8 protein-coding genes are annotated in these 19,625 nt (G+C 76.5%); all 8 read left to right on the top strand.

The genetic code is table 11. From position 1 onward, the window contains the following. The first annotated feature begins 190 nt into the window (after nt 1–190). The 8 genes from ACFV9H_RS00295 to ACFV9H_RS00260 are packed head-to-tail and all read left to right on the top strand — an operon-like array spanning nt 191 to nt 19,614. Complete coding sequence (locus ACFV9H_RS00295) at nt 191–8,023, top strand: SDR family NAD(P)-dependent oxidoreductase (protein WP_385391330.1); 7,833 nt, start codon at nt 191–193, stop codon at nt 8,021–8,023. Beyond that, complete coding sequence (locus ACFV9H_RS00290; protein WP_385391329.1) at nt 8,016–13,079, top strand: beta-ketoacyl synthase N-terminal-like domain-containing protein; 5,064 nt, start codon at nt 8,016–8,018, stop codon at nt 13,077–13,079. The genes ACFV9H_RS00295 and ACFV9H_RS00290 overlap by 8 nt, the downstream gene beginning before the upstream one ends. Further along, the gene (locus ACFV9H_RS00285) at nt 13,069–13,413 is read left to right on the top strand and encodes an acyl carrier protein (protein WP_385391327.1); all 345 of its coding nucleotides are present in this window, start codon (nt 13,069–13,071) and stop codon (nt 13,411–13,413) included. Before ACFV9H_RS00290 ends, ACFV9H_RS00285 begins: the two co-directional genes overlap by 11 nt. Nucleotides 13,414–13,420: 7 nt before the next feature. Continuing rightward, nucleotides 13,421–14,269 carry an alpha/beta fold hydrolase gene (locus ACFV9H_RS00280; protein ID WP_385391325.1) on the top strand — a complete coding sequence of 283 codons (849 nt, stop codon included), beginning with the start codon at nt 13,421–13,423 and terminating at the stop codon, nt 14,267–14,269. Between the two features lie 2 nt (nt 14,270–14,271). Beyond that, complete coding sequence (locus ACFV9H_RS00275; protein ID WP_385391584.1) at nt 14,272–15,450, top strand: glycosyltransferase; 1,179 nt, start codon at nt 14,272–14,274, stop codon at nt 15,448–15,450. After that, the gene (locus ACFV9H_RS00270) at nt 15,447–17,312 is read left to right on the top strand and encodes a class I SAM-dependent methyltransferase (protein WP_385391324.1); all 1,866 of its coding nucleotides are present in this window, start codon (nt 15,447–15,449) and stop codon (nt 17,310–17,312) included. The genes ACFV9H_RS00275 and ACFV9H_RS00270 overlap by 4 nt, the downstream gene beginning before the upstream one ends. Then, nucleotides 17,309–18,319, top strand: a complete 1,011-nt coding sequence (locus ACFV9H_RS00265) for a galactokinase (protein WP_385391322.1) — start codon at nt 17,309–17,311, stop codon at nt 18,317–18,319. The genes ACFV9H_RS00270 and ACFV9H_RS00265 overlap by 4 nt, the downstream gene beginning before the upstream one ends. Nucleotides 18,320–18,342: 23 nt before the next feature. Then, on the top strand, nt 18,343–19,614 hold the full coding sequence (locus ACFV9H_RS00260) for an alkaline phosphatase family protein (protein ID WP_385391320.1): 1,272 nt from the start codon (nt 18,343–18,345) through the stop codon (nt 19,612–19,614). Nucleotides 19,615–19,625 lie beyond the last annotated feature (11 nt).

Here is a 19,625-nt window from a genome sequence, read left to right as displayed (position 1 = left end):
CTGTTGACAGTGCGGGGAGGCCACCGCACGATGCATCCCGGCGTGAGGGAGTTTGACCACTGTTCAAGCCCGCTGTGTCGGCGGTGGGCCGCCCAACCGATGTGTGCGAGACGCCGCCCCGGTACTTCCGTTCTTCTGTTCTTCCGCCCTGCACTGCGCCATGTCACACAGCACTGGAAGAGGAGCGCCCGTGACCCCCCAGCCCCCGCAGTCAGCCGCCACCCGTGACCTCGTCGTCGCGCTCAGCCCCTTCGAGGAGCCGCACCCGCGGATCGTGGCCGCCGCCGAGCGCGCCGGGGCCCTCGGGCTGCTCGATCTCGGCCGGGACCCGGACGCCGCGCGGCGCGGCTTCGCGGAGCTGGCCCGCCGGCTCGGCGGCGGTGGAGGCGGCGGCGGTGCCGGTGCCCGGTCGTACGGAGTGCGGGTGCCCGTCGGCTGCCGTGTCCAGCCCGGGGAGCTGCCCGCCGCGGTGGACACGGTGCTGCTCGCCGACCCGGCGTACTACACCGAGGCGGAGGTGGCCGCGTGGGCCGCGGCGGCCGGAACGCCCCGGGTGTGGGCCGAGGTCACCAGCGTGGCGGAGGCCGCGGAGGCGGTGGCCGCCGGGGTCGGCGGGCTCGTCGCCAAAGGCCACGAGGCCGGCGGCCGGGTGGGCGGGGCCACCAGCTTCGTCCTGCTCCAGCAGTTGCTCGGGGACCCCGACGTCGGAGTGCCCGTACGGGCCCTCGGGGGGATCGGGCCGCACACGGCGGCCGCGGCCGTCGCGGGCGGGGCGGCCGGGGTGTTGCTCGACGTACAACTGGCGCTGACCTCCGAAGGGGAGGCCGCTCTGCCCGAGGAAGTGGCAGCCGCCCTGCGCGCGATGGATGGCTCCGAGACGCGACTGGCCGGGGCCCACCGGGTGTTCACGCGTCCGGACCTGACGCAGCCCGAGGGGCCCGTGGCCGCGCTCCTCGGAGCCCGGGACCTGCGGGCACAGCTGCTGCCCGTGGGGCAGGACGGGGCCTCGGCCGCCCGGCTGGCGGCGCGGTACCGGACCACCGGGGGTGTGCTCCAAGCCGTACGGGCGGCCATCGCCGGGCACCTGACGGCGGCCGCCCGGTCCCGGCCGCTCGCCCGGCCACTGTCCGTCGCGCAGGGCCCGATGACCCGGGTCAGCGACCAGGCGGCCTTCGCCGAGACGGTGGCCCGCGCGGGCGGGGTGCCCTACCTGGCGCTCGCGGTGATGGAGGGCCCCGACGTACGCCGGCTCCTGACCGAGAGTGCCGAACGCCTCGGGGAAATCCCCTGGGGCGTGGGCCTGCTCGGCTTCGCCCCGCCCGAGCTGCGGCGCGAGCAGCTGGCCGCCGTGGCCGAGGCCCGCCCGCCGTACGCGATCATCGCCGGCGGCACCCCGGCGCAGGCGGCCCCGCTGGAGGCGGCCGGGATCCGGACGCACCTGCACGTGCCCTCGCCGGGGCTGCTGGAGCGGTATCTCGCCGAGGGAGCACGGCGGTTCGTCTTCGAGGGGCTGGAGTGCGGGGGGCACGTCGGGCCCCGGGCGTCGTTCCCGCTGTGGGAGGAGCAGATCGAGCGGCTGCTGGCCTGCCCCGAACCGGAGGCGCTGGACGTGCTGTTCGCGGGGGGCATCCACGACGAGCGCTCCGCGGCGATGGCGGCGGCGGCCGCGGCGCCCCTGGCGGAGCGGGGCGCCCGCGTCGGGGTGCTGATGGGCACCGCGTACCTGTTCACCGAGGAGGCGGTGGCGGCCGGCGCGGTGGTACGGGGCTTCCAGCGGGCGGCGTTGGACTGCGAACGGACCGTGCTGCTGCACACCGCCCCCGGCCACGCCACGCGCTGCGCGGCCACCCCGTACGCCGACGCCTTCGAGGCGACCCGCCGGCGCCTCACGGAGAGCGGCACCGAGCCGCGCCACGCGTGGGAGGAACTGGAAGCCCTCAACCTGGGCCGCCTCCGCATCGCCAGCAAGGGCTTGCGCCGGTCCTCTGCCGGGTCCCCTGCCGGGGGCTCGGCGGGGGTGGCCGGGGCCGAACAGTCGGTCGGGGCAGGCGGCAATCCAGCCCCTCCGGCGTTTGAGGAGCGGGGTCTGGGGCGGAGCCCCAGCGGCGGGCCCGCGCCCGATGACCTCGCCGCGCCCTCGATCCCCGAGCGGGTGGCCAGGGCCAAGGGAACGGGCCGGGCGGGCGGGACGGGCGCCGGGAGCCAGCCGGCCGGGATCGGCCAGGCGGGCGGTGTCGGGCGGCGCGCGCCCGGAGCCGAGGAACCCCTGCCGGACGGCAACCGGCTGGAGACCGTGCTGGAGGCCGTGTCCGAGGAGGAACAGTACGCCGAAGGGCTGTTCATGCTCGGGCAGGCCGCCACCCTGCGGGCCGAGACCACCACCGTGGCCGCCTTGCACGCGCAGGTGACCGAGGGAGCCATGCGGGTCCTGGAGCAGCGGGCCCGGGAGTTCACCGCGCCGGAGGCGACGCCGGCGGGCGACCCTCTCGACGTCGCCATCGTCGGCATGGCCTGCGCCTACCCCGGCGCTCCCGATCTCGCCGCCTACTGGGCCATGGTGCTCGCCGGCACGGACGCCGTGACCGAGGTACCGGCCGAGCGCTGGGACCCGGAGCTCTACTACGACGCCGACCCGGCCCGGGCCGGCGAGCGCACCCCGTCCCGCTGGGGCGGGTTCCTCGGCCCCGTGCCCTTCGACGCCCTCGCGCACGGCATACCGCCCGCCTCCCTCACCGGGATCGAGCCGGTACAGCTCCTCGCCCTGGAGATCTCCGCGCGGGCCCTCGCGGACGCCGGGTACGGCAAGGGCCGGGAGTTCGACCGCTCCCGGACCTCGGTGGTCTTCGGGGCGGAGGCCGGCACCGAGTTGGCCGGCGCGTACGGGCTGCGCGCACTGCACCCCGCCTACCTGGGCGAGCTGCCCCCCGCGCTGGACGAGCAACTGCCGCGCCTCACCGAGGACTCCTTCCCCGGGATCCTCGCCAACGTCATCGCCGGCCGGGTCGCCAACCGCCTCGACCTCGGCGGCGCGAACTGCACCGTCGACGCCGCCTGCGCGTCCTCCCTCGCCGCACTGGACCTCGCCTGCCGCCAACTGCGCGACGGCGACTCCGACATGGTGCTGTGCGGCGGCGCCGACGTCCACAACGGCATCAACGACTACCTGATGTTCGCCTCCGTCCGCGCCCTGTCCCCCGGCGGCCGCTGCCGCCCCTTCGACTCGGCCGCCGACGGGATCGCCCTCGGCGAGGGCGTGGGCGCGCTCGTCCTGAAGCGGCTCGCGGACGCGGAGCGCGACGGCGACCGGGTCTACGCCGTGATCAAGGCGGTCGGCGCCTCCAGCGACGGCCGGTCGCTCGGCCTGACCGCGCCCCGCCCGGAGGGCCAGCGGCGGGCGCTCGAGCGGGCCTACGCGCGGGCCGGTGTCACCCCCGGCGAGGTGGGGCTCGTCGAGGCGCACGGCACCGGCACCGTGGTCGGCGACAGCACCGAACTGGCCGTGCTGAGCGAGCTGTTCACGGCATCCGGCGCCGCGGCCGGATCCTGCGCGCTGGGCTCGGTGAAATCGCAGCTCGGGCACACCAAGTGCGCCGCGGGTCTGGCCGGGCTGATCAAGGCGGCCCGGGCCGTCCACGCGGGCGTACGGCCGCCGACCCTGCACATCGACACCCCGAACCCGGCCTGGCGGGCCGAGAGCAGCCCGTTCTTCTTCGACAACGAGCCCCGGCCCTGGGCGGCGCCCCCGGAGCGGCGCATCGCCGGGGTCAGCGCCTTCGGCTTCGGCGGTACCAACTACCATGCGGTGCTGGTCGGTTACGCGGGCAGCGAGGAGCCCCGGCACGGGCTGGAGGAGTGGCCGGCCGAGGTCTTCTTCTTCCGCGGCGAGGACCGGCGTGCGGCCGGCCGGGCGATGGCGCGGCTCGCCGCACGCCTGGAGGAGAACGACACGGCCGGGCGACCTTGGGCGCTGCGCGACCTCGCGGCGGAGGTCGCCGCCGACTCCGGGCCGGTCCACGTGGCCCTCGTGGCCGCCGACCTCGACGAGCTGGCGGCCCGGCTGGAGCCGGCCCGGGCCTTCGCTCCGGGCGCGGGGATCCACGTACGGGAGGAGTCCGCGCGGCCGGGGCAGGTGGCGTTCCTGTTCCCCGGGCAGGGCAGCCAACGGCCCGGAATGCTGGGCGAGTTGTTCATGGCGTTTCCCGCGCTGCGCGGGCTGCTCGACGAGGCGCCGGGGTCGGTGGTCTCCGCGATGTTCCCGCCAGCGGCGTTCACCGCCGAGGAGCGGGCCGCGCGTCGGGTGGCGGTCACGGACACCCGGGTGGCCCAGCCGGCGCTCGGGCTGGCGGGGGCGGCCGCGCACCTGCTGCTCGGCGAACTCGGCGTTCGGCCGGACTGCGTGGCCGGGCACTCGTACGGGGAGCTCGCCGCGCTCTGGGCGGCCGGGGCGTACGACACGGAGAGCCTGCTGCGGCTGAGCACGCGCCGGGCCGAGGCGATCGTGGCGGCCGCCGGGGCGGACCCGGGGTCGATGGCGGCGGTGTCGGCGACGCCGGAGGCGGTACGGGAGATCGCGGCGCGCGCCGGATGCGTGGTGGCCAACCACAACGCGCCCCGGCAGTGCGTGATATCGGGCCCGACGGAGGCCGTCGCCGCAGCCGTGACGGCGCTGCGCGAGGCGGGTCTGACGGCCGAACCACTGCCCGTGGCCTGCGCGTTCCACAGCGAGGTGGTGGCGGGGGCGACCGCAGCCCTCGCGGCCGAGCTGTCGGCGACGGCGGTGTCCGCGCCGGGCATCGAGGTGTGGTCGAACACGACGACCGAGCCGTATCCGTCCTCCGCCGAAGCTGTACGAGACCTTGCCGCGCGCCAGCTCGGCCGGCCGGTCCGCTTCGTGGAGCAGGTGGAGGCCATGTACGCCTCCGGAGTCCGCACCTTCGTGGAAACGGGCCCCGGCCGCGTGCTGTCCGCGCTGGTGGCCCGCATCCTCGGCGACCGCCCGCACACGGTGGTGCCGCTGGACGTACCGGGCGAGCACGGGCTGCTCCGGCTGGTCACGGCCCTGGCCGAGCTGGCTGCGGCAGGCGTGCCGGTGGCCCCGGAGGCGCTCTTCCGCGGCCGGACCTCCCGCCTCCCGGACCACGCCCCGCGCCGCCCGGGCTGGCTGGTCGACGGCCACCTGGTCCGCACCGCGGACGGCACCCCGGTGGCGGGCGGCCTCCAACCGGCCCGCCGGTTGCCTCCGGCGGCAGCGGGGGTCCACGGCGCGGCCGCGGCCGCGGCCCCAGGCGCCGCCCCGGCCTGGGCTGCCGGCACGGCTCCGCTCCCGGGCACGGGCCCGGCCGTGGGCACAACCCCGGGGACGGTCCCGGGCGGGGGCCCGGCTTGGGCCGGCGGCGCGGCCCCGTCTGGGGACGCGACCCCGGCTGTCGGCGCGGGCCCGGCTCCGGGCGCGGGCGCGGGCGCGGCTCCGAGCACGGCTTGGGGTCCGGCTCCCGATCCGGGCGCTGCCTGGGGGCAGGCCCCGGCTGTGGCTCCGAGCGCGGCTTGGGGTCCGGCTCCTGAGCCGGGTACAGCCTGGGGGGCGGCTCCGGCTGCGGCTTCGGGCACGGGCTCGGCCTCGGGTGCCCGGCTCGCGAACGGGGTCCCGGCGCACGGCGGAGCCGAGCCGGCTCTGTGGGCGGCCGGTCCTCCGGCAGCCGACCGGCGCGAGGAGGCGGTGCTGGAGTACCTGCGCGCTTCGCGCGAACTGGTCCAGGCGCAGCGGGACATCCTGTTGGGCTACCTGGGCGCGGCAGCGCCTGCCGGCGCGGGCATCCCGGCCCCGGGCGGGCCCGGACGCACGACGTGGCCCGCCGGGCCCGAGGGCCACACCTGGGCAGGCGCCGCGCCCTGGCCTCCCCAGCCGAACGGCAGCCAGCCGGCGGGCACTGCGATGCTCGACTCCGCCGGACTCGCCCCATGGCCCGACGCCGACGCACCGGGCACAGGGATGCCCTGGGCCCCGGCCGGTGTTGGCGGCACCGGGTGGCAGCCGCCCCAGCCCGACCCGGCCGCGCCGGGCGGCGCCCCGATCGGGGCGGGCCCGGGTGGGTGGCCACTGACGGCGCCCGACCCGGCCGCCCCGGGCCGGTCGCACGGCGCCCCGGCGGGTGCGGACGCCGGCTCCGGCAGCGGCAGCGGCAGCGGCGCACCGGGTACCGCCGGCCGCGACCGGTCTCCCGAGGCCGTCATGGACGTCGTACTGGAGATCGTGCACACGCGGACGGGGTACCCCCGGGACATGCTCGACCCGGCGCTGGACCTGGAGGCGGACCTCTCGATCGACTCCATCAAGCGCGTCGAGATCATCGGCGCCCTCGCCGACCGCATCGGGCTCCCGCAGGGCCCCGGCGGGACCTCCGAGGACGCGGTCGAGGAGCTGTCCCGGATCAAGACCCTGCGCGGGATCGTGGATTGGGTCACCTCCCACACGGGCGGGCCCGTGGACGAGCCGGCCCCGGCGCCCGCCGAGATCCCGTCCAGCCCTCCACGGACGGACGCGCTCCCCGAACCCGACCCGGCACCCGCACCGGCCCCGGCACCGGCCCCGGCATCGGCCCCGCTCAGCCGGCTCCGGGTCGACACGGTGACCCTGCCCGCGCCCGCCGGGGAGCCGGAGGCCTTGCGCGGACTGCGCATCGGGCTCGTCGAGGACGGTCAGGGCGTCGCGCTCGCGCTCGGCGCCGCCCTGGGCGCGCACGGCGCCGAGGTGAAGGTCCTGGCCGAGGCCGAGGGCGGGTTCGACGGCATCGTCGACCTGTCCGCGCTGCGGCCGGCGTCTGAACCCGTGCTGCCCGGGGCCTTCCCGGGGGTGCGGCAGGCCCTGACCGGCGGCGTACGGCGGCTGCTCCTCGTCACCGCGCCCGGCACACCCGGCGCCGGCCTGCACGGCTTCGCCCGCAGCGCGGCCCTGGAGTTCCCCGGGGCGCTGATCCGCGCGGTGGACGTCCACCCCAAGGAGGACCCCGAACGGATCGCCTCCCAGCTCCTTGAGGAGCTGGCCTCCGCGACCGACGACGCTCCCTCCTCCGTCGGGTACACCGCCGACGGCGTGCGGGTGACCCACCGCCCGGTGCCCGTCGAACTCGCCAAGCTCGCCGAGCCGGTCGGCCGACCGCTCCTCGACCCCGGTTCCGTGGTGCTGCTCACCGGTGGGGCCCGTGGGATCACCGCGCGGACCGCCCTCGCGCTGGCCCGCGCCACCGGCTGCCACGTCGAGTTGATCGGCCGTACGCCCGAACCACCGGCGACAGAGGACGAGTTCGTCCAGGCCCACGACCGGGTCGCCCTCCGCGCCGCGCTGATCGCCAACGGACTGCGCAAGCCCGTCGAGATCGAGGCGGCCGCCTCCCGGATCCTCGCGGAGCGCGAGGTACGGGCCACCCTGACCGCCCTCGCGGGTGCGGCGGCCTCCGTCCGCTACCACTGCGCGGACGTCACCGACCCGGCGGCGGTGCGGGCCGTGGTGGCCGATGTCCGGGCCCGACACGGCCGGCTCGACGGGATCGTGCACGGCGCCGGGATCCTGCGCGACGCCCTGCTGCGCGACAAGCAACCGGCCGACTTCACCGAGGTGTTCAGCACCAAGGTGGCCGGCGCGCGCAACCTGGCGGCCGCGGCGGCCGAGCACGGGTCGACGCCCGCACCCCGCTTCCTGGCCCTGTTCGGCAGCGTCGCCGGGGTGTACGGAAACCGCGGCCAGTGCGACTACGCCGCGGCCAACGACGCCCTCGACTCCCTCGCGCACACCTGGGCCGAATCCTTCCCCGGCCGGGTGCTGGCCGTCGACTGGGGCCCCTGGGCGGCGGACGCGGGCGGGATGGTCACCCCCGAGCTGGAGCGGGCCTACGCCCGGCGCGGCATCCCGCTGATCACGCCGGAGGCGGGCACCGCCGCGTTCCTCGCCGAACTCGCGCACGGAACCGACGTACAGGTGGTCCTGATGGCATCCGAGGAGACGCGGGAGGTCCACGGCGATGAGTGAGCGAGAGCCCCGCCGCGGACCCCGCCCGACCGACGCGGCGATCGTCGGGATGGGGGCCGTCTTCCCGGGGGCCGCCGACCTCGCCGCCTACCGGCGCAACCTCTTCGCCGGTACGGACTCCATCGGCGAAGTCCCCCCGGGCCGCTGGGATCCGGAGGTGTACTACGACCCGGACGGCGCCACCGGCCCGGTGTCCGGCGACCGGTTCTACTGCCGGCGCGGCGGCTTCGTCGACGGTCTCGCCGCCTTCGACCCGACCCGGTTCGGAATCATGCCGGCCGCGGTGGAGGGGGCCGAGCCCGACCAGATGCTGGCCCTGCACGCGACGGCCGAGGCCATCGCGGACGCGGGCGGCGAGAGCCGGCTGCCGGCCGACCGCTCCCGGATCGGGGTGGTGCTGGGGCGCGGCGGGTTCATGGGAGTGGCCACCGCCCGTCTGGACCAACGGGTGCGCACCGCCCACCAGTTGGCCCAGACGCTACGGGAGCTCGCGCCGGAACTGGGCGAGCGACGGATCGCGCAGGTGCGGTCGGCGTTCCAGGAGGCCCTCGGCCCGGAGCGGCCGGACGCCTCGATCGGGCTGGTGCCGAGCTTCACCGCCGCCCGCACCGCGAACCGGCTGGACTTCCGGGGCCCCGCCTACACCCTGGACGCGGCCTGCGCGTCCTCGCTGCTGGCCGTGGACCAGGCGGTGGGGCTGCTGGCGGCCGACCGCTGCGACGCGGTGGTCGCGGGCGCCGTCCACCACTGCCACATCGCCACGCTGTGGAGCGTGTTCACGCAGCTTCGGGCACTCAGCCCGAGCGAGCGGATCCGGCCCTTCGACCGGCGGGCCGACGGGACCCTGCTGTCGGAGGGCACCGGGGTGGTGTTGCTGAAGCGGCTGGCGGACGCGGAGCGGGACGGCGACCGCGTCTACGCGGTGATCCGCGGAACCGGCGTCTCCGGCGACGGGCGGGCGGCGAGCCTGATGAGCCCGCTCGTCGCCGGGCAGGTACGGGCGCTGGAGCGGGCCTGGCGGGAGGCCGGTCTGGACCCGCGGGCGCCGGGCGCCCTGGGGCTGCTGGAGGCGCACGGCACGGGCACCCCGGTCGGCGATGCGGCCGAACTGGACACTCTGGCCCAGGTGTTCGGGCCACCAGTGGAAGGGTTCGGCGGCATCGGGTTCGGGTCGGTGAAGTCGATGCTCGGGCACACCATGCAGGCCTCCGGCATGGCCGGGCTGATCAAGGCCGCGCTCGCGGTGCACGAGGGGGTGTTGCCGCCGACCCTGCACCTGGAGGAGCCGCACGCGGACCTCGTACGGACCCGGATGCGGCCGGTGACGGCGGCTGAGCCGTGGGAGCGCGGGCCGGCGCCGCGCCGGGCCGGGGTCAACGCGTTCGGCTTCGGCGGGATCAACGCGCACGTGGTGCTGGAGGAGGCTCCGGCGGCCGCCCGCCCGACGGCCCCGGCGCGGCGGTTCCTGCCGCTGGGGGTCTCGGCCGCGCCGGTGGGTCCGGCGCTCGCTCGGGAGGACGTACTCCTGCTGGCCGCCGACAGCCCTGCGGAGCTGTCGGAGCTGCTGGCTTCCGGATCCCCGGTGTCGGGCGGCGGCGGGCCGTGCCGGCTGGCAGTGGTCGGGCCCACCCCGCAGCGGCTCGCGCTGGCCGCGAAGGCGGTGGCGCGCGGGCGGGCCTGGCGGGGAAGGGGCGACGTGTGGTTCACGCCCGAGCCACTGGGCGGCCGGACGGCGTTCCTGTTCCCGGGCCTGGAACCGGAGTTCGCGCCGGTCCTGGACGACGTCGCGGACCGGCTCGGGCCCGCCCGGCCCCCGCTCACCCGGGGCCCGTCCCTCGTCGAGCGGGCCCTGGACGCGATCGCGACCGGCCGGTTCTTCGCCGACGTGCTGCCCGGGCTCGGCATCGAGGCCGACGTGCTGGCCGGCCACAGCCTGGGCGAGTGGGCGGCGATGGTGGCCGCCGGCATGTACTCGAAGGAGGCGGCCGACACCTTCCTCGGCTCACTGAGACCGGGCGACCTGCTGGTCCCGGACCTCGTGTACGCGGCGCTGGGCTGCGGTGCGCGGCGGGCGGAGGCGGCGCTGCACGGGCTGGACCGGGTGGTGGTCAGCCACGACAACTGCCCGCACCAGTCCGTGATATGCGGGGAGCCCGAGCAAGTGGCCGCCGTGGTGGCCCGGTTGCGCGCCGACGGGGTGCTCGGGCAGGAACTGCCGTTCCGTTCGGGCTTCCACACGCCGATGTGGGAGCCGTACCTGGGCCAGGTCCGGTCCGCGTTCGGGCGGCTGCCGCTGCGGGCCGGGGCGCTTCCGGTGTGGTCGGCGACGACGTGCGCTCCCTTCCCCGCCGAGGCCCACGCAGTACGGGAGTTGGTGGTCCGGCACCTTCTGGAACCGGTCCGCTTCCGCGAGCTGACACTGCGGCTGTACGAGGAGCAGGGCGTGCGGTCCTTCGTCACGCTGGGCCCCGGCAGCCTGCCGGGCTTCGTCGAGGACACCCTGCGCGAGCGCCCGCACCTGTCGGTGTCCGTCTCCTCCCCCCGGCTCGGCGGCCTGGCGGCCCTGCGCCGCGCGTGCGCCGCGCTCTGGGCCGAGGGCCACGCCCCGCGCTGGGACCGACTGACCGAAGCCACCGCTGCCCCTGCGGGCGGCCCGGCCACCGGCCCTGCGGGCGCCACGGCAGGACCCCGCAGCTCGACCAACGGCCCTGCGGGCGCCGCGGCGATCCCTACGCCACCCCGGCCCGCGGCCGCCACGGCCGCCCCGGGTAGCGCGTCGGCCTCTGCCCGTGCGGGCGGCTCGGCCGTCCCGGCGGGCCCGCGGACTGCGCCCGCGACCGCCCCTGCGGACCGCCCTGCGGTCACGCCGTCCCCCGCCACCGCTACACACGGCCCGGCGGTCACGGGCCCATGGCCCGCGACCGACTCCGGCGCCGCGGGCGGCCACCCCGTCCCACTCCCCGCGCCCGGAGCCGGCGACTCCGTTGCGGCTCCGGGTCCCGGCGCCCGTCTCGGTGCCGGTCCGGACCCGACGGACCCGGACCCGGACGCAGCCCCGGGCCCGGCCGGCGCCCCAGGCTCGGCCGTCGGCCACCCCGGCGTGCACCCCGCGCCCACCCGTCGCGAACCCGGCTCCGGCTCCGGCTCCGGTCGCAGTGTGGCGCTGGACCTCGGTTCGCCGTTGGTGCGGCTCGGGGAGGCGGCTCGGGCCTCCCTGGCCGGGCTCCTGGCACCGCCCGCACCGAGGGCGCCGGCGGAGCCGGCCGGTGCCCGGCCGGTCCTGCTGTCGGCCCTGGACGCGGTGCTCGCCGACACCGGCGCGGCCGCACAGAGCGTCGCCGCCGCCTGGTCGGCCGTACGACCGCCGGACGCGCCGGTTCCCGGCGCCCGGCCCGGGCCCGCCGCGCGGCCGACCGCGGCGGGACCGGACCACCACGGTTCGGGAAGGGCCACGGGGAAAGAGCTCCTGCGGCTCTCCCTCGCCGCGCTGCCCTACGTACGGGACCACTGCGTGTACCTCCAGCCCGACGGCTGGCCCGAGGATTCCGACTGGTTCCCCGTCGTGCCCATGACCACCATGCTGGAGCTGGCCGCCGAGGCCGCCCGGCGGCACGCCCCGCCCGGCCTCGCCGTCGTCGGCTACGAGGACGTACGGGCCCTGCGGTGGCTCGCCGTCGAGCCGGCCGTCGACGTCGAGGTCACCGTCCGGGACGACGGCCCCGGCCGGATGCGCGTCACCCTCGGGGAGTACGCGAGCGTGGTCGTCCTGCTCGGCGCAGGGTACGAGCGGCCGCCCGCGCCCGACCCCACGCCGCTGCGCGACCCACGGCCCGCGCCCGTCAGCGCCGAGGCGCTGTACCGGGACCGGTGGATGTTCCACGGCCCGCGCTTCGCCGCCGTGCACGAGGTGCGGGCGGTCGGCGAGGACGGGATCACGGGGGTCCTGCGGGCGCTCCCCGATCCGGGCGCGTTGCTGGACGCCGCGGGCCAGCTTTTCGGGCACTGGATGCAGCTGCGGCTGCCGGTGGACCGGCTCGTCTTCCCGGCCACCGTGGACCGGATCCGCTTCTACGGCCCCCCGCCTACCGGCCGGGACCTCGTCGCCGCGACCGCCCGCATCCGCGAGGTCCGCGACGTCACCGTGCGCGGCGACCTCGAACTGCGTCGCGCCGATGGCAACGGCAACAGCAGCAGCAACGGCGCGGTGTGGGCGCGGATCGAGGGGTGGACGTACCGCCGCTTCGGCGCCGACGAGCGGGTCTGGCCGATGAAGTTCACCCCGGAGGTGTGCGGCATCGGCGAGCCCCGGCCCGAAGGCTGGTGCCTGGCCCGGCGGCGCTGGACCGACCCCGCCTCGCAGGATCTGGTGATGCGCCGCTACCTCGGCGCCGCCGAACGGGCCGCGTACGAGCGGCTGTCGCCGCGCGCCAAGGCGCCCTGGCTGCTCGGCCGGATCGCCGCCAAGGACGCCCTGCGCGAGCTCCTGTGGGAGGCCGGAGCGGGGCCGGTGTTCCCGGTGGAGGTGCCGATCGGCAACGACGCGGCGGGCCGCCCGCTGGCCGAGGGGCCGTTGACCGGCGGCTTCCGGCTGTCGATCGCCCACAAGGACCGGATCGCGGTCGCCCTCGCCCATCCGTCCCGGCCGGTCGGCATCGACGTGGAGCCGGTGACCGCCGACCCGGAGGCGTTGGCCCGCATCGCGCTCGGACCGGACGAACTCTGCCTGGCCGAGCGGCTGGCCACCCGTGAGGGCACCGGCCTGCCGGCCGCGCTGACCGCCCTGTGGTGCGCCAAGGAGGCCGCCGCCAAGGCGGAGGGCAGCGGGCTCGGCGGCCGACCCCGCGCGTGGCGGGTCACCGAGGACGCGGAGGGCCCGGACTCGGGCGCCCTGCTGGTGCGTTCGCCCGACGGGCGCCCGTACCCGGTCCGCACCACCCGCATCCCCACCGACCCGCTCGGCCTCGCGCCGCTCGACCACGTCGTCGCCTGGACCGCCGACCCGGCGGCCCCGCCCACCGTCCCCTTCCAGCTCACGGAGACCCGTCATGGCACCTGACATCCTCGCCGAGATCACCTCCATGCTCGTGGAAATCGTCGGCGACGAGTACCTGCTCGCGGAGGAGGTCACCATGGAGACGACCTTCAACCAGGATCTCGCCCTGGAGAGCGTCGAGTTCGTCGCCCTCGCCGAACTGCTGCACCACCGCTACGGCGCCGACGTGGACCTGATGGGGTTCCTCGCGGAGAAGGACATGGACGCCATCCTCGCGATGTCCGTCGGTGAACTCGTCACGCACATCGGCCGGATCACGCACGCCTCCCTCGCCCGGACCTCGACGGCCGCCTCGGCAGCCTCGGCCGCCTCGGCCACGTCGGCATCGGTCGGCTGAGCCCGCCATGGCCGTCGTCCTCGCGGGCTCCCTGCGCTTCCACGTCCAGCGGCTCCCGGCAGACGCCGGGGCCGCCGGCCCCGACCGGCCCGTCGTCGTGTTCCTGCACGGGCTGGTCGTCGACAACCTGTCCTCCTTCTACTGCCCGTTGGCCGTCCCGGTGGCCCGGGCCGGGTACGAGACCGTCCTCTACGACCTGCGCGGCCACGGCCGCACCGAGCGGCCGGCCACCGGGTACGACAGCCGCACGGCCGTACGCGACCTCTTCGCGCTGCTCGGCGCCCTGGACCTCGGCGGGCGCCCGGTCCACCTGGTCGGCAACAGCTACGGCGGCACCCTCGCGCTGCACGCCGCCCTGGCCCGGCCCGACCTAGTCGCAGGGCTCACCCTCCTCGAACCCCCGCTCAGCGGCGGCTGGGTGGAGAACATGGTCGACACCCTGTCCGCCGCCGCGCTCAGCCTGGAGGACAGCCCGGTCCCGACCGAGCTGCTCGGCCTGCGGCTGCGCAAGGCGGCCAACCTGACGGCGATCGCGGACGCCCTCCTCAACCGCACCACACTGATCGACGACATCGCCGGGAGCCGCACCTTCACCCCGGCCGACTACGCCCGGCTGCGCTGCCCGGTGCTGATCGTCTGCGGCGAGCACTCCGAACTCGTGCCGGGCGCGCGGGAACTGGTCCGGCACGCCCCGGAGGTCGCGTCGATCGAGATCCTGCCGGGCCTGGGCCACGACGTACTGAAGGAGAGCAGCGGGGCGCTGCGCAAGACCGTGCTGGCGCACCTCGACGCGACCGCCGGCCTGGGCGATCCTTCCGCCGAGCACTCCGCGCGGGCGGGAGCTCTGGTCCCGTGAGGGTGCTCTTCGCGGTCCCCCCGCTCGCGGGGCACGTCAATCCGACCGTGGCCGTCGGAGCCGAACTGGTCGCCCGGGGGCACGAGATCGCCTGGACCGGTCCGGCCTCCGCACTGGCCGGGCTGCTGCCGGCGCGGGCCCGGATCCTGCCGGCCGGCGAGGAGGACGGTGGCCGGGAGATCGGCGGCACCTACGCCGATCTGCACGAACGGTGGCGCGATCTGCGCGGGGTCGGGGCACTGCGGTTCCTCTGGGAGGAGGCCCTCGTCCCGCTGGCCCGGGCCATGGTCCCGGGGGTGACCCGGGCGGTGCACGCCTTCGAGCCGGACGTGCTGGTCGCCGACCAACAGGCCCTGGCCGGGCCGCTGGTCGCCCGGCGGCTCGGCGTCCCGTGGGCCACCTCGGCCAGCACCTCGGCCGAACTGACCCGGCCCTTCGCGGACTTCCCGAAGGTCGGGGAGTGGGTGGCCGAGCAGATCGCCGGCCTGCTCGCGGAGTTCGGCTCCGCGGGTGAGGGACCGGACTGGGACCCCCGGTTCTCGGAGCGGCTGGTGCTCGTCTTCTCCACTCCCGAACTCGTGGGGCCGTCGGCGGAGTTCGCGTCGCACTTCGCCTTCGTCGGGCCGGCCTTCGGGGCCCGCCCCACGCCTCCCGACTTCCCCTGGCAGCGGCTGGACCCGGCGCGCAAGCGCGTGCTGGTGTCGCTGGGCACCCTCAACCAGGAGGCGGGCGGCCGCTTCTACCGGTCGGTGCTGGGCGCCGCCGAACGGCTCGCCGGGGAGGTGCAGCTGGTACTGGCCGCGCCCTCCGCCCTGATCGGGGATCCACCCGGCCACCTGCTGCTCCAGGAGCGGGTCCCGCAGCTGGAGCTGTTGCCGCACCTGGACGCGGTGGTCTGCCACGGCGGCCACAACACCGTCTGCGAGTCCCTCGCGCACGGGCTGCCCCTGGTGGTCGCCCCGATCCGGGACGACCAGCCGATCGTGGCCCGGCAGGTCGTCGAGGCGGGGGCGGGGGTCCGGGTGCGGTTCGGCAGGACCCGGGCCGAGGAACTGCGCGACGCGCTCACGGCCGTGCTGGACGACCCCGGCCCCCGCCGGGCCGCCCGGCGGATCCAGGCCTCATTCGCCGCGGCGGGCGGGGCCGCCGCCGCGGCCGACCGGTTGGAGAAACTCCTATGACACCACCCCCGCTCCCCCGGATCCGCTGGGTCCCGGCGGTGCTGCTGGCCGCGCTCGGTGCGGGCACCGTGCGCACCCGGCGGCGGTTGCGGGCGATCCACGTGCTGCCGGTGGTGCCGCCGGCCGCCACGGCGTTGCCGCGCGCCGCCGGGTGGCGGCTGCTCACCGCCCGGGGCGTGGAGCCCGACCCGGCCACCTTCCTCGCCGCCTGTGCGCACGCCGAGCGGGAGGGGCTGCGGGTGCTGGACCTGCTGCCCGCGGATCTGGCCACCGAGCGGGTGCTCGGGCTGCTGCGCCTGGTGGACCCGGCCCGCTACCGGGAGGACCGGCTGGGCGAGGGGCGGGGGGCGGGGTTCGCCGTGCTCGTCGCGGAGGAGGTGCTCGCGCGGGCCGGGGTGGACGCGGCCGGGCCGCGCCCCGGACCTGCGGAACTCCTCGCGCTCACCCGCCGTTTGAAGGAGTACGCGGCCGACGCGACGGGGCTGGCCATCGCCCCGGCGCTGAGCTGCGGGGCCCCGGGGAGCCAAGGGGCGGCGCGAGGGCCGGCGCGGGCCGCCGAGCTGCGGGCCCAGGGGCTGCCGCCGGGAGCCCTCGCCGCCGCGCAGCTCTTCGGGCTGGCGCTGCTCGCGGGTGCCGTCGTACGTCAGGGCCGGTGGGGCGCGGCGGCGGCCGGACTGTACTGGCTGCAGCCCTACCTCGCCCTCGGCGGGCCGGGCTCCCCGCTGCGCCCGGCCGATCTGCCCCGGGCGACCGCCGGCCGGCCGTTGCGCTCCCTCGGCGCTGCCGTGCGTACGGCCTCGGCCGCGGCCCGCCACCGGGGGGATGCGGACGTCGCCAAGGCCGCGGCCTACCGGGCCGACCTGGCCGCCGGCACCGACCGGTTCCTCGAACCGCGCCGCCCGGACTGCCCGTGGTGCGGCTCGCACCGGCTGGCCGTTCGGGTGAGCGTGCCGGACCTGCTCCAGGGCAAGCCCGGCCGGTTCACGCTGGAGCGCTGCGAAGACTGCGGGCACGTGTTCCAGAACCCCCGACTGACCTTGGAGGGGCTGGAGTTCTACTACCGGGACTTCTACGACGGGCGCGGCGGCGAGGGGGCCGGCACGGTCTTCGGGCGGCTCGGCGCGGCCTACCGGAGTCGGGCCGAGATGCTCCGCCCGCACGTCGTTCCCTCCTCCTGGTTGGACGTCGGGACCGGGCACGGCCACTTCTGCAACGCGGCGCGGGCCGTGTGGCCGCGGACCCGGTTCGACGGGCTGGACATGGGCGAAGGGGTCCGCGAGGCGGAGCACCGGGGGTGGGTGGGGACCGGATACCAGGGCCAGTTCCCGGAGTTCGCGTCGAAACTGGCGGGGCAGTACGAGGTGGTCAGCATGTACCACTACCTGGAGCACACGCGGGATCCGCTGGCCGAGCTGGACGCGGCGGCCGCGGTGCTCGCGCCCGGCGGGTACCTGACCATCGAGCTGCCCGATCCGCAGTCCCGGATGGCCGAGCTGCTCGGCCCGGCGTGGCTGCCGTGGTTCCAGCCGCAGCACCAGCACCTGATCCCGGCCGCGAACCTGCGGGAGGCGCTGGCCGACCGGGGGTTGACCGTCCTGGCCGAGGAGCACGGCCCGGCCCACCAGGGCAACGACTTCTTCGGCGCGGTCGCCCTCACCGCGACCCGGCTCGCCCCGGACCCCGATCGGCCGTGGGGCCCCCCGCCCACCCCGGGCCGGCGGGCCCTGGCCGGAGCCGTCCGGGTGGCCGCACTCCCCTTCTTCGCGGCGGCGGCGGCCCTCGACGCCCTCCGCACCACAGCGGCCCACCACACGGACGGCGGCAACGCCTACCGCCTCCTGGCCCGCAAGGACACCCGATGACGGCCCCGTCCAGGGGACGACCGACCCCACCGCCCCCGACCACCGCCGCTCCGGACCCCGCCGCGGCCTGCGCCCGCACGGGCGGCGCCGAAGCCGCCGACCCCGCCCACCGCGCCGGAGGCGACCTGGCTCGGCGGGCGACCGCCGATCCGTTGTTCCGGCTCGTCGCCTATGCCCTGGAGGCCGCGCACGGGCGGCCCCCGGCTGCCGTGTGGAGTGCCCCGTACGCGTTCCACCTCGGCTCCCCCGGGCTGGTCGCGGCGGCCGGGTGGCCCACGGCCGCCGCCGCGGCCCCGCGGACCGACGGGCTGGTGCGGCTCAGCTCCCTCGCCCACCCCGCCGACAGCTGCGATCTGCCGCTGACCCTGACCGGGCCGCCGCCCGACGCCCCCGACTGGGCCGTGCGGCCGTACGCGGTGCTGCGGGCGCTGGCCCGGGCCGGCCACGGCCGCGGCGGGACCGACCTGCACGTGCAGGGTTCGCTCACGGCGGCCGCCGGTCTGGCCACGGCGGAGCCCGCGGACTGCGCGATCGCGCTGGCGGTGGCCGACGTACACGGCGGCCCGGACGAGGAGCCGGACCGCGCCCACGTGGCCCGACTGCTGGCCGACGCCCTGCCCGACGGGGACGACGCACTGCGCCGGGCCGTGTTGTTCGCCCGGCCCGGGCAGGCCCTGCTGCTGGGCCCGGATCCGGCCCGGGGCCGACGGTACGTCGACTTCGACCCGGCCGCTTCGGGCGCACGGCTGGTGCTGATGGCCGTACGCGGGGACCCGGCGGACCGGCCGGCCGATCTGGCCCGGGCCACGGCCCGTACCCGCGCGGCCGGGGCACTCAGCGCCTGGCAGCCCGGGCAGCGGCCGGGGCGGAGCGTTCTGGTGCTGCTGCCCGAGGCCCGACTGGCGGCGGTACGGGCCGCGGTCGCGGAGGACTTCCGCGACCGGGGTCGGCCCGTACCGCGGTTCCTGAACATCGCCGTGGCCGGAGCGGCCCGGCGCGAGGAATGACACCACACACAGGAGGAACCACCATGTCCACTCCCTCACCCCGAACGGCCGCGAGACGCGGGGCCCGACGCTCCGCGATCGTGGCCGCACTCGGCGCGCTCGGCCTGCTGGGCGCCTTCACCGTGGCCAACTCACAGGCCGCGGAGACCGGTTCCACCGTCGCCGCGCCGGCGGCCGCCGCGGCCCTGCCCTCGTACGACCACGTGGTGGTCGTCGTGTACGAGAACAAGCAGTACGGCGAGATCATCGGCAGCTCCAACGCCCCGTACATCAACCAGCTGGCGGGCGGCGGCGCGAGCCTGACCGGGATGAAGGCGCTGACCCACCCCAGCCAGCCGAACTACTTCAACCTCTTCTCCGGCGCCACGCAGGGCATCACGGGGGACGGCTGCTACACCCCGCAGTCGATGACGGCGGCCAACCTCGGCCAGGAGCTGATCGCGGCCGGCAAGTCCTTCGCGACGTACAACGAGGACCTGCCGAGCGAGGGTTCCACGGCCTGCACGAACGGCCAGTACGCGCAGAAGCACAATCCGTGGTTCGCCTTCAAGAACGTGCCGCTGAACACCGGCAAGACCTGGGCGCAGTTCCCGCAGAACAACTTCGCGGCGCTGCCGAGCCTTTCGTTCATCGTCCCGAACCAGTGCAACGACATGCACTCGTGCTCGGTCAACACGGGTGACACCTGGACGAAGAACAACATCGACGCCTACGCGCAGTGGGCCAAGGCCAACAACAGTCTACTGGTGCTGACCTGGGACGAGGACAACTACCTGGGCTCGAACCAGATCGCCACCGTGTTCTACGGCGCGAACGTCAAGACGGGCACGTACGGCACGGCCTTCAACCACCACCATCTCCTGCGCACCTTCGAGGACCTCTTCGGCACGGCGACGCACGCGGGCAACGCGGCCAACGTGCAGCCGATCAGCGAGGTCTTCACCACCGGCACCACCCCGACCCCGACGCCGACTCCCACGTCGACCCCCACGCCGACCCCGACACCCACGCCGACGCCCACCCCCACCACGGGTGATCTGAAGCTGGCCAACCTCGGACCCAAGACCTGCAAGTTCAACCAGTCCTGCACCATCCAGCTGAGCGCCACCGGAGGCACGTCCCCGATCCGCTACGCGGCCACGGGCCTGCCCTTCGGCCTGACCGTCGACGCCGGAACGGGCCGGATCAGCGGCAAGCCGTGGTCCGTCGGCACGGTCCAGGTCACCGCGACCGCGACCGATTCCACGGGCACGACCGTCACCGCCGCGTTCCCGCTCACCGTCAACTGGTTCTGAGGGAGGCATCC

The sequence above is a fragment of the Streptomyces sp. NPDC059874 genome, from assembly GCF_042731135.1.
Classification (GTDB): Bacteria; Actinomycetota; Actinomycetes; order Streptomycetales; family Streptomycetaceae; genus Streptomyces.
Note: the sequence above shows the minus strand (reverse complement) of the source record. Positions and strands in the feature narration are given on the sequence as shown.

Coding starts and splice junctions, on each gene's coding strand:
- ACFV9H_RS00270 (WP_385391324.1), top strand. CDS start 15,447: ATGACACCACCCCCGCTCCCCCGGATCCGCTGGGTCCCGGCGGTGCTG.
- ACFV9H_RS00265 (WP_385391322.1), top strand. CDS start 17,309: ATGACGGCCCCGTCCAGGGGACGACCGACCCCACCGCCCCCGACCACC.
- ACFV9H_RS00280 (WP_385391325.1), top strand. CDS start 13,421: ATGGCCGTCGTCCTCGCGGGCTCCCTGCGCTTCCACGTCCAGCGGCTC.
- ACFV9H_RS00260 (WP_385391320.1), top strand. CDS start 18,343: ATGTCCACTCCCTCACCCCGAACGGCCGCGAGACGCGGGGCCCGACGC.
- ACFV9H_RS00285 (WP_385391327.1), top strand. CDS start 13,069: ATGGCACCTGACATCCTCGCCGAGATCACCTCCATGCTCGTGGAAATC.
- ACFV9H_RS00290 (WP_385391329.1), top strand. CDS start 8,016: ATGAGTGAGCGAGAGCCCCGCCGCGGACCCCGCCCGACCGACGCGGCG.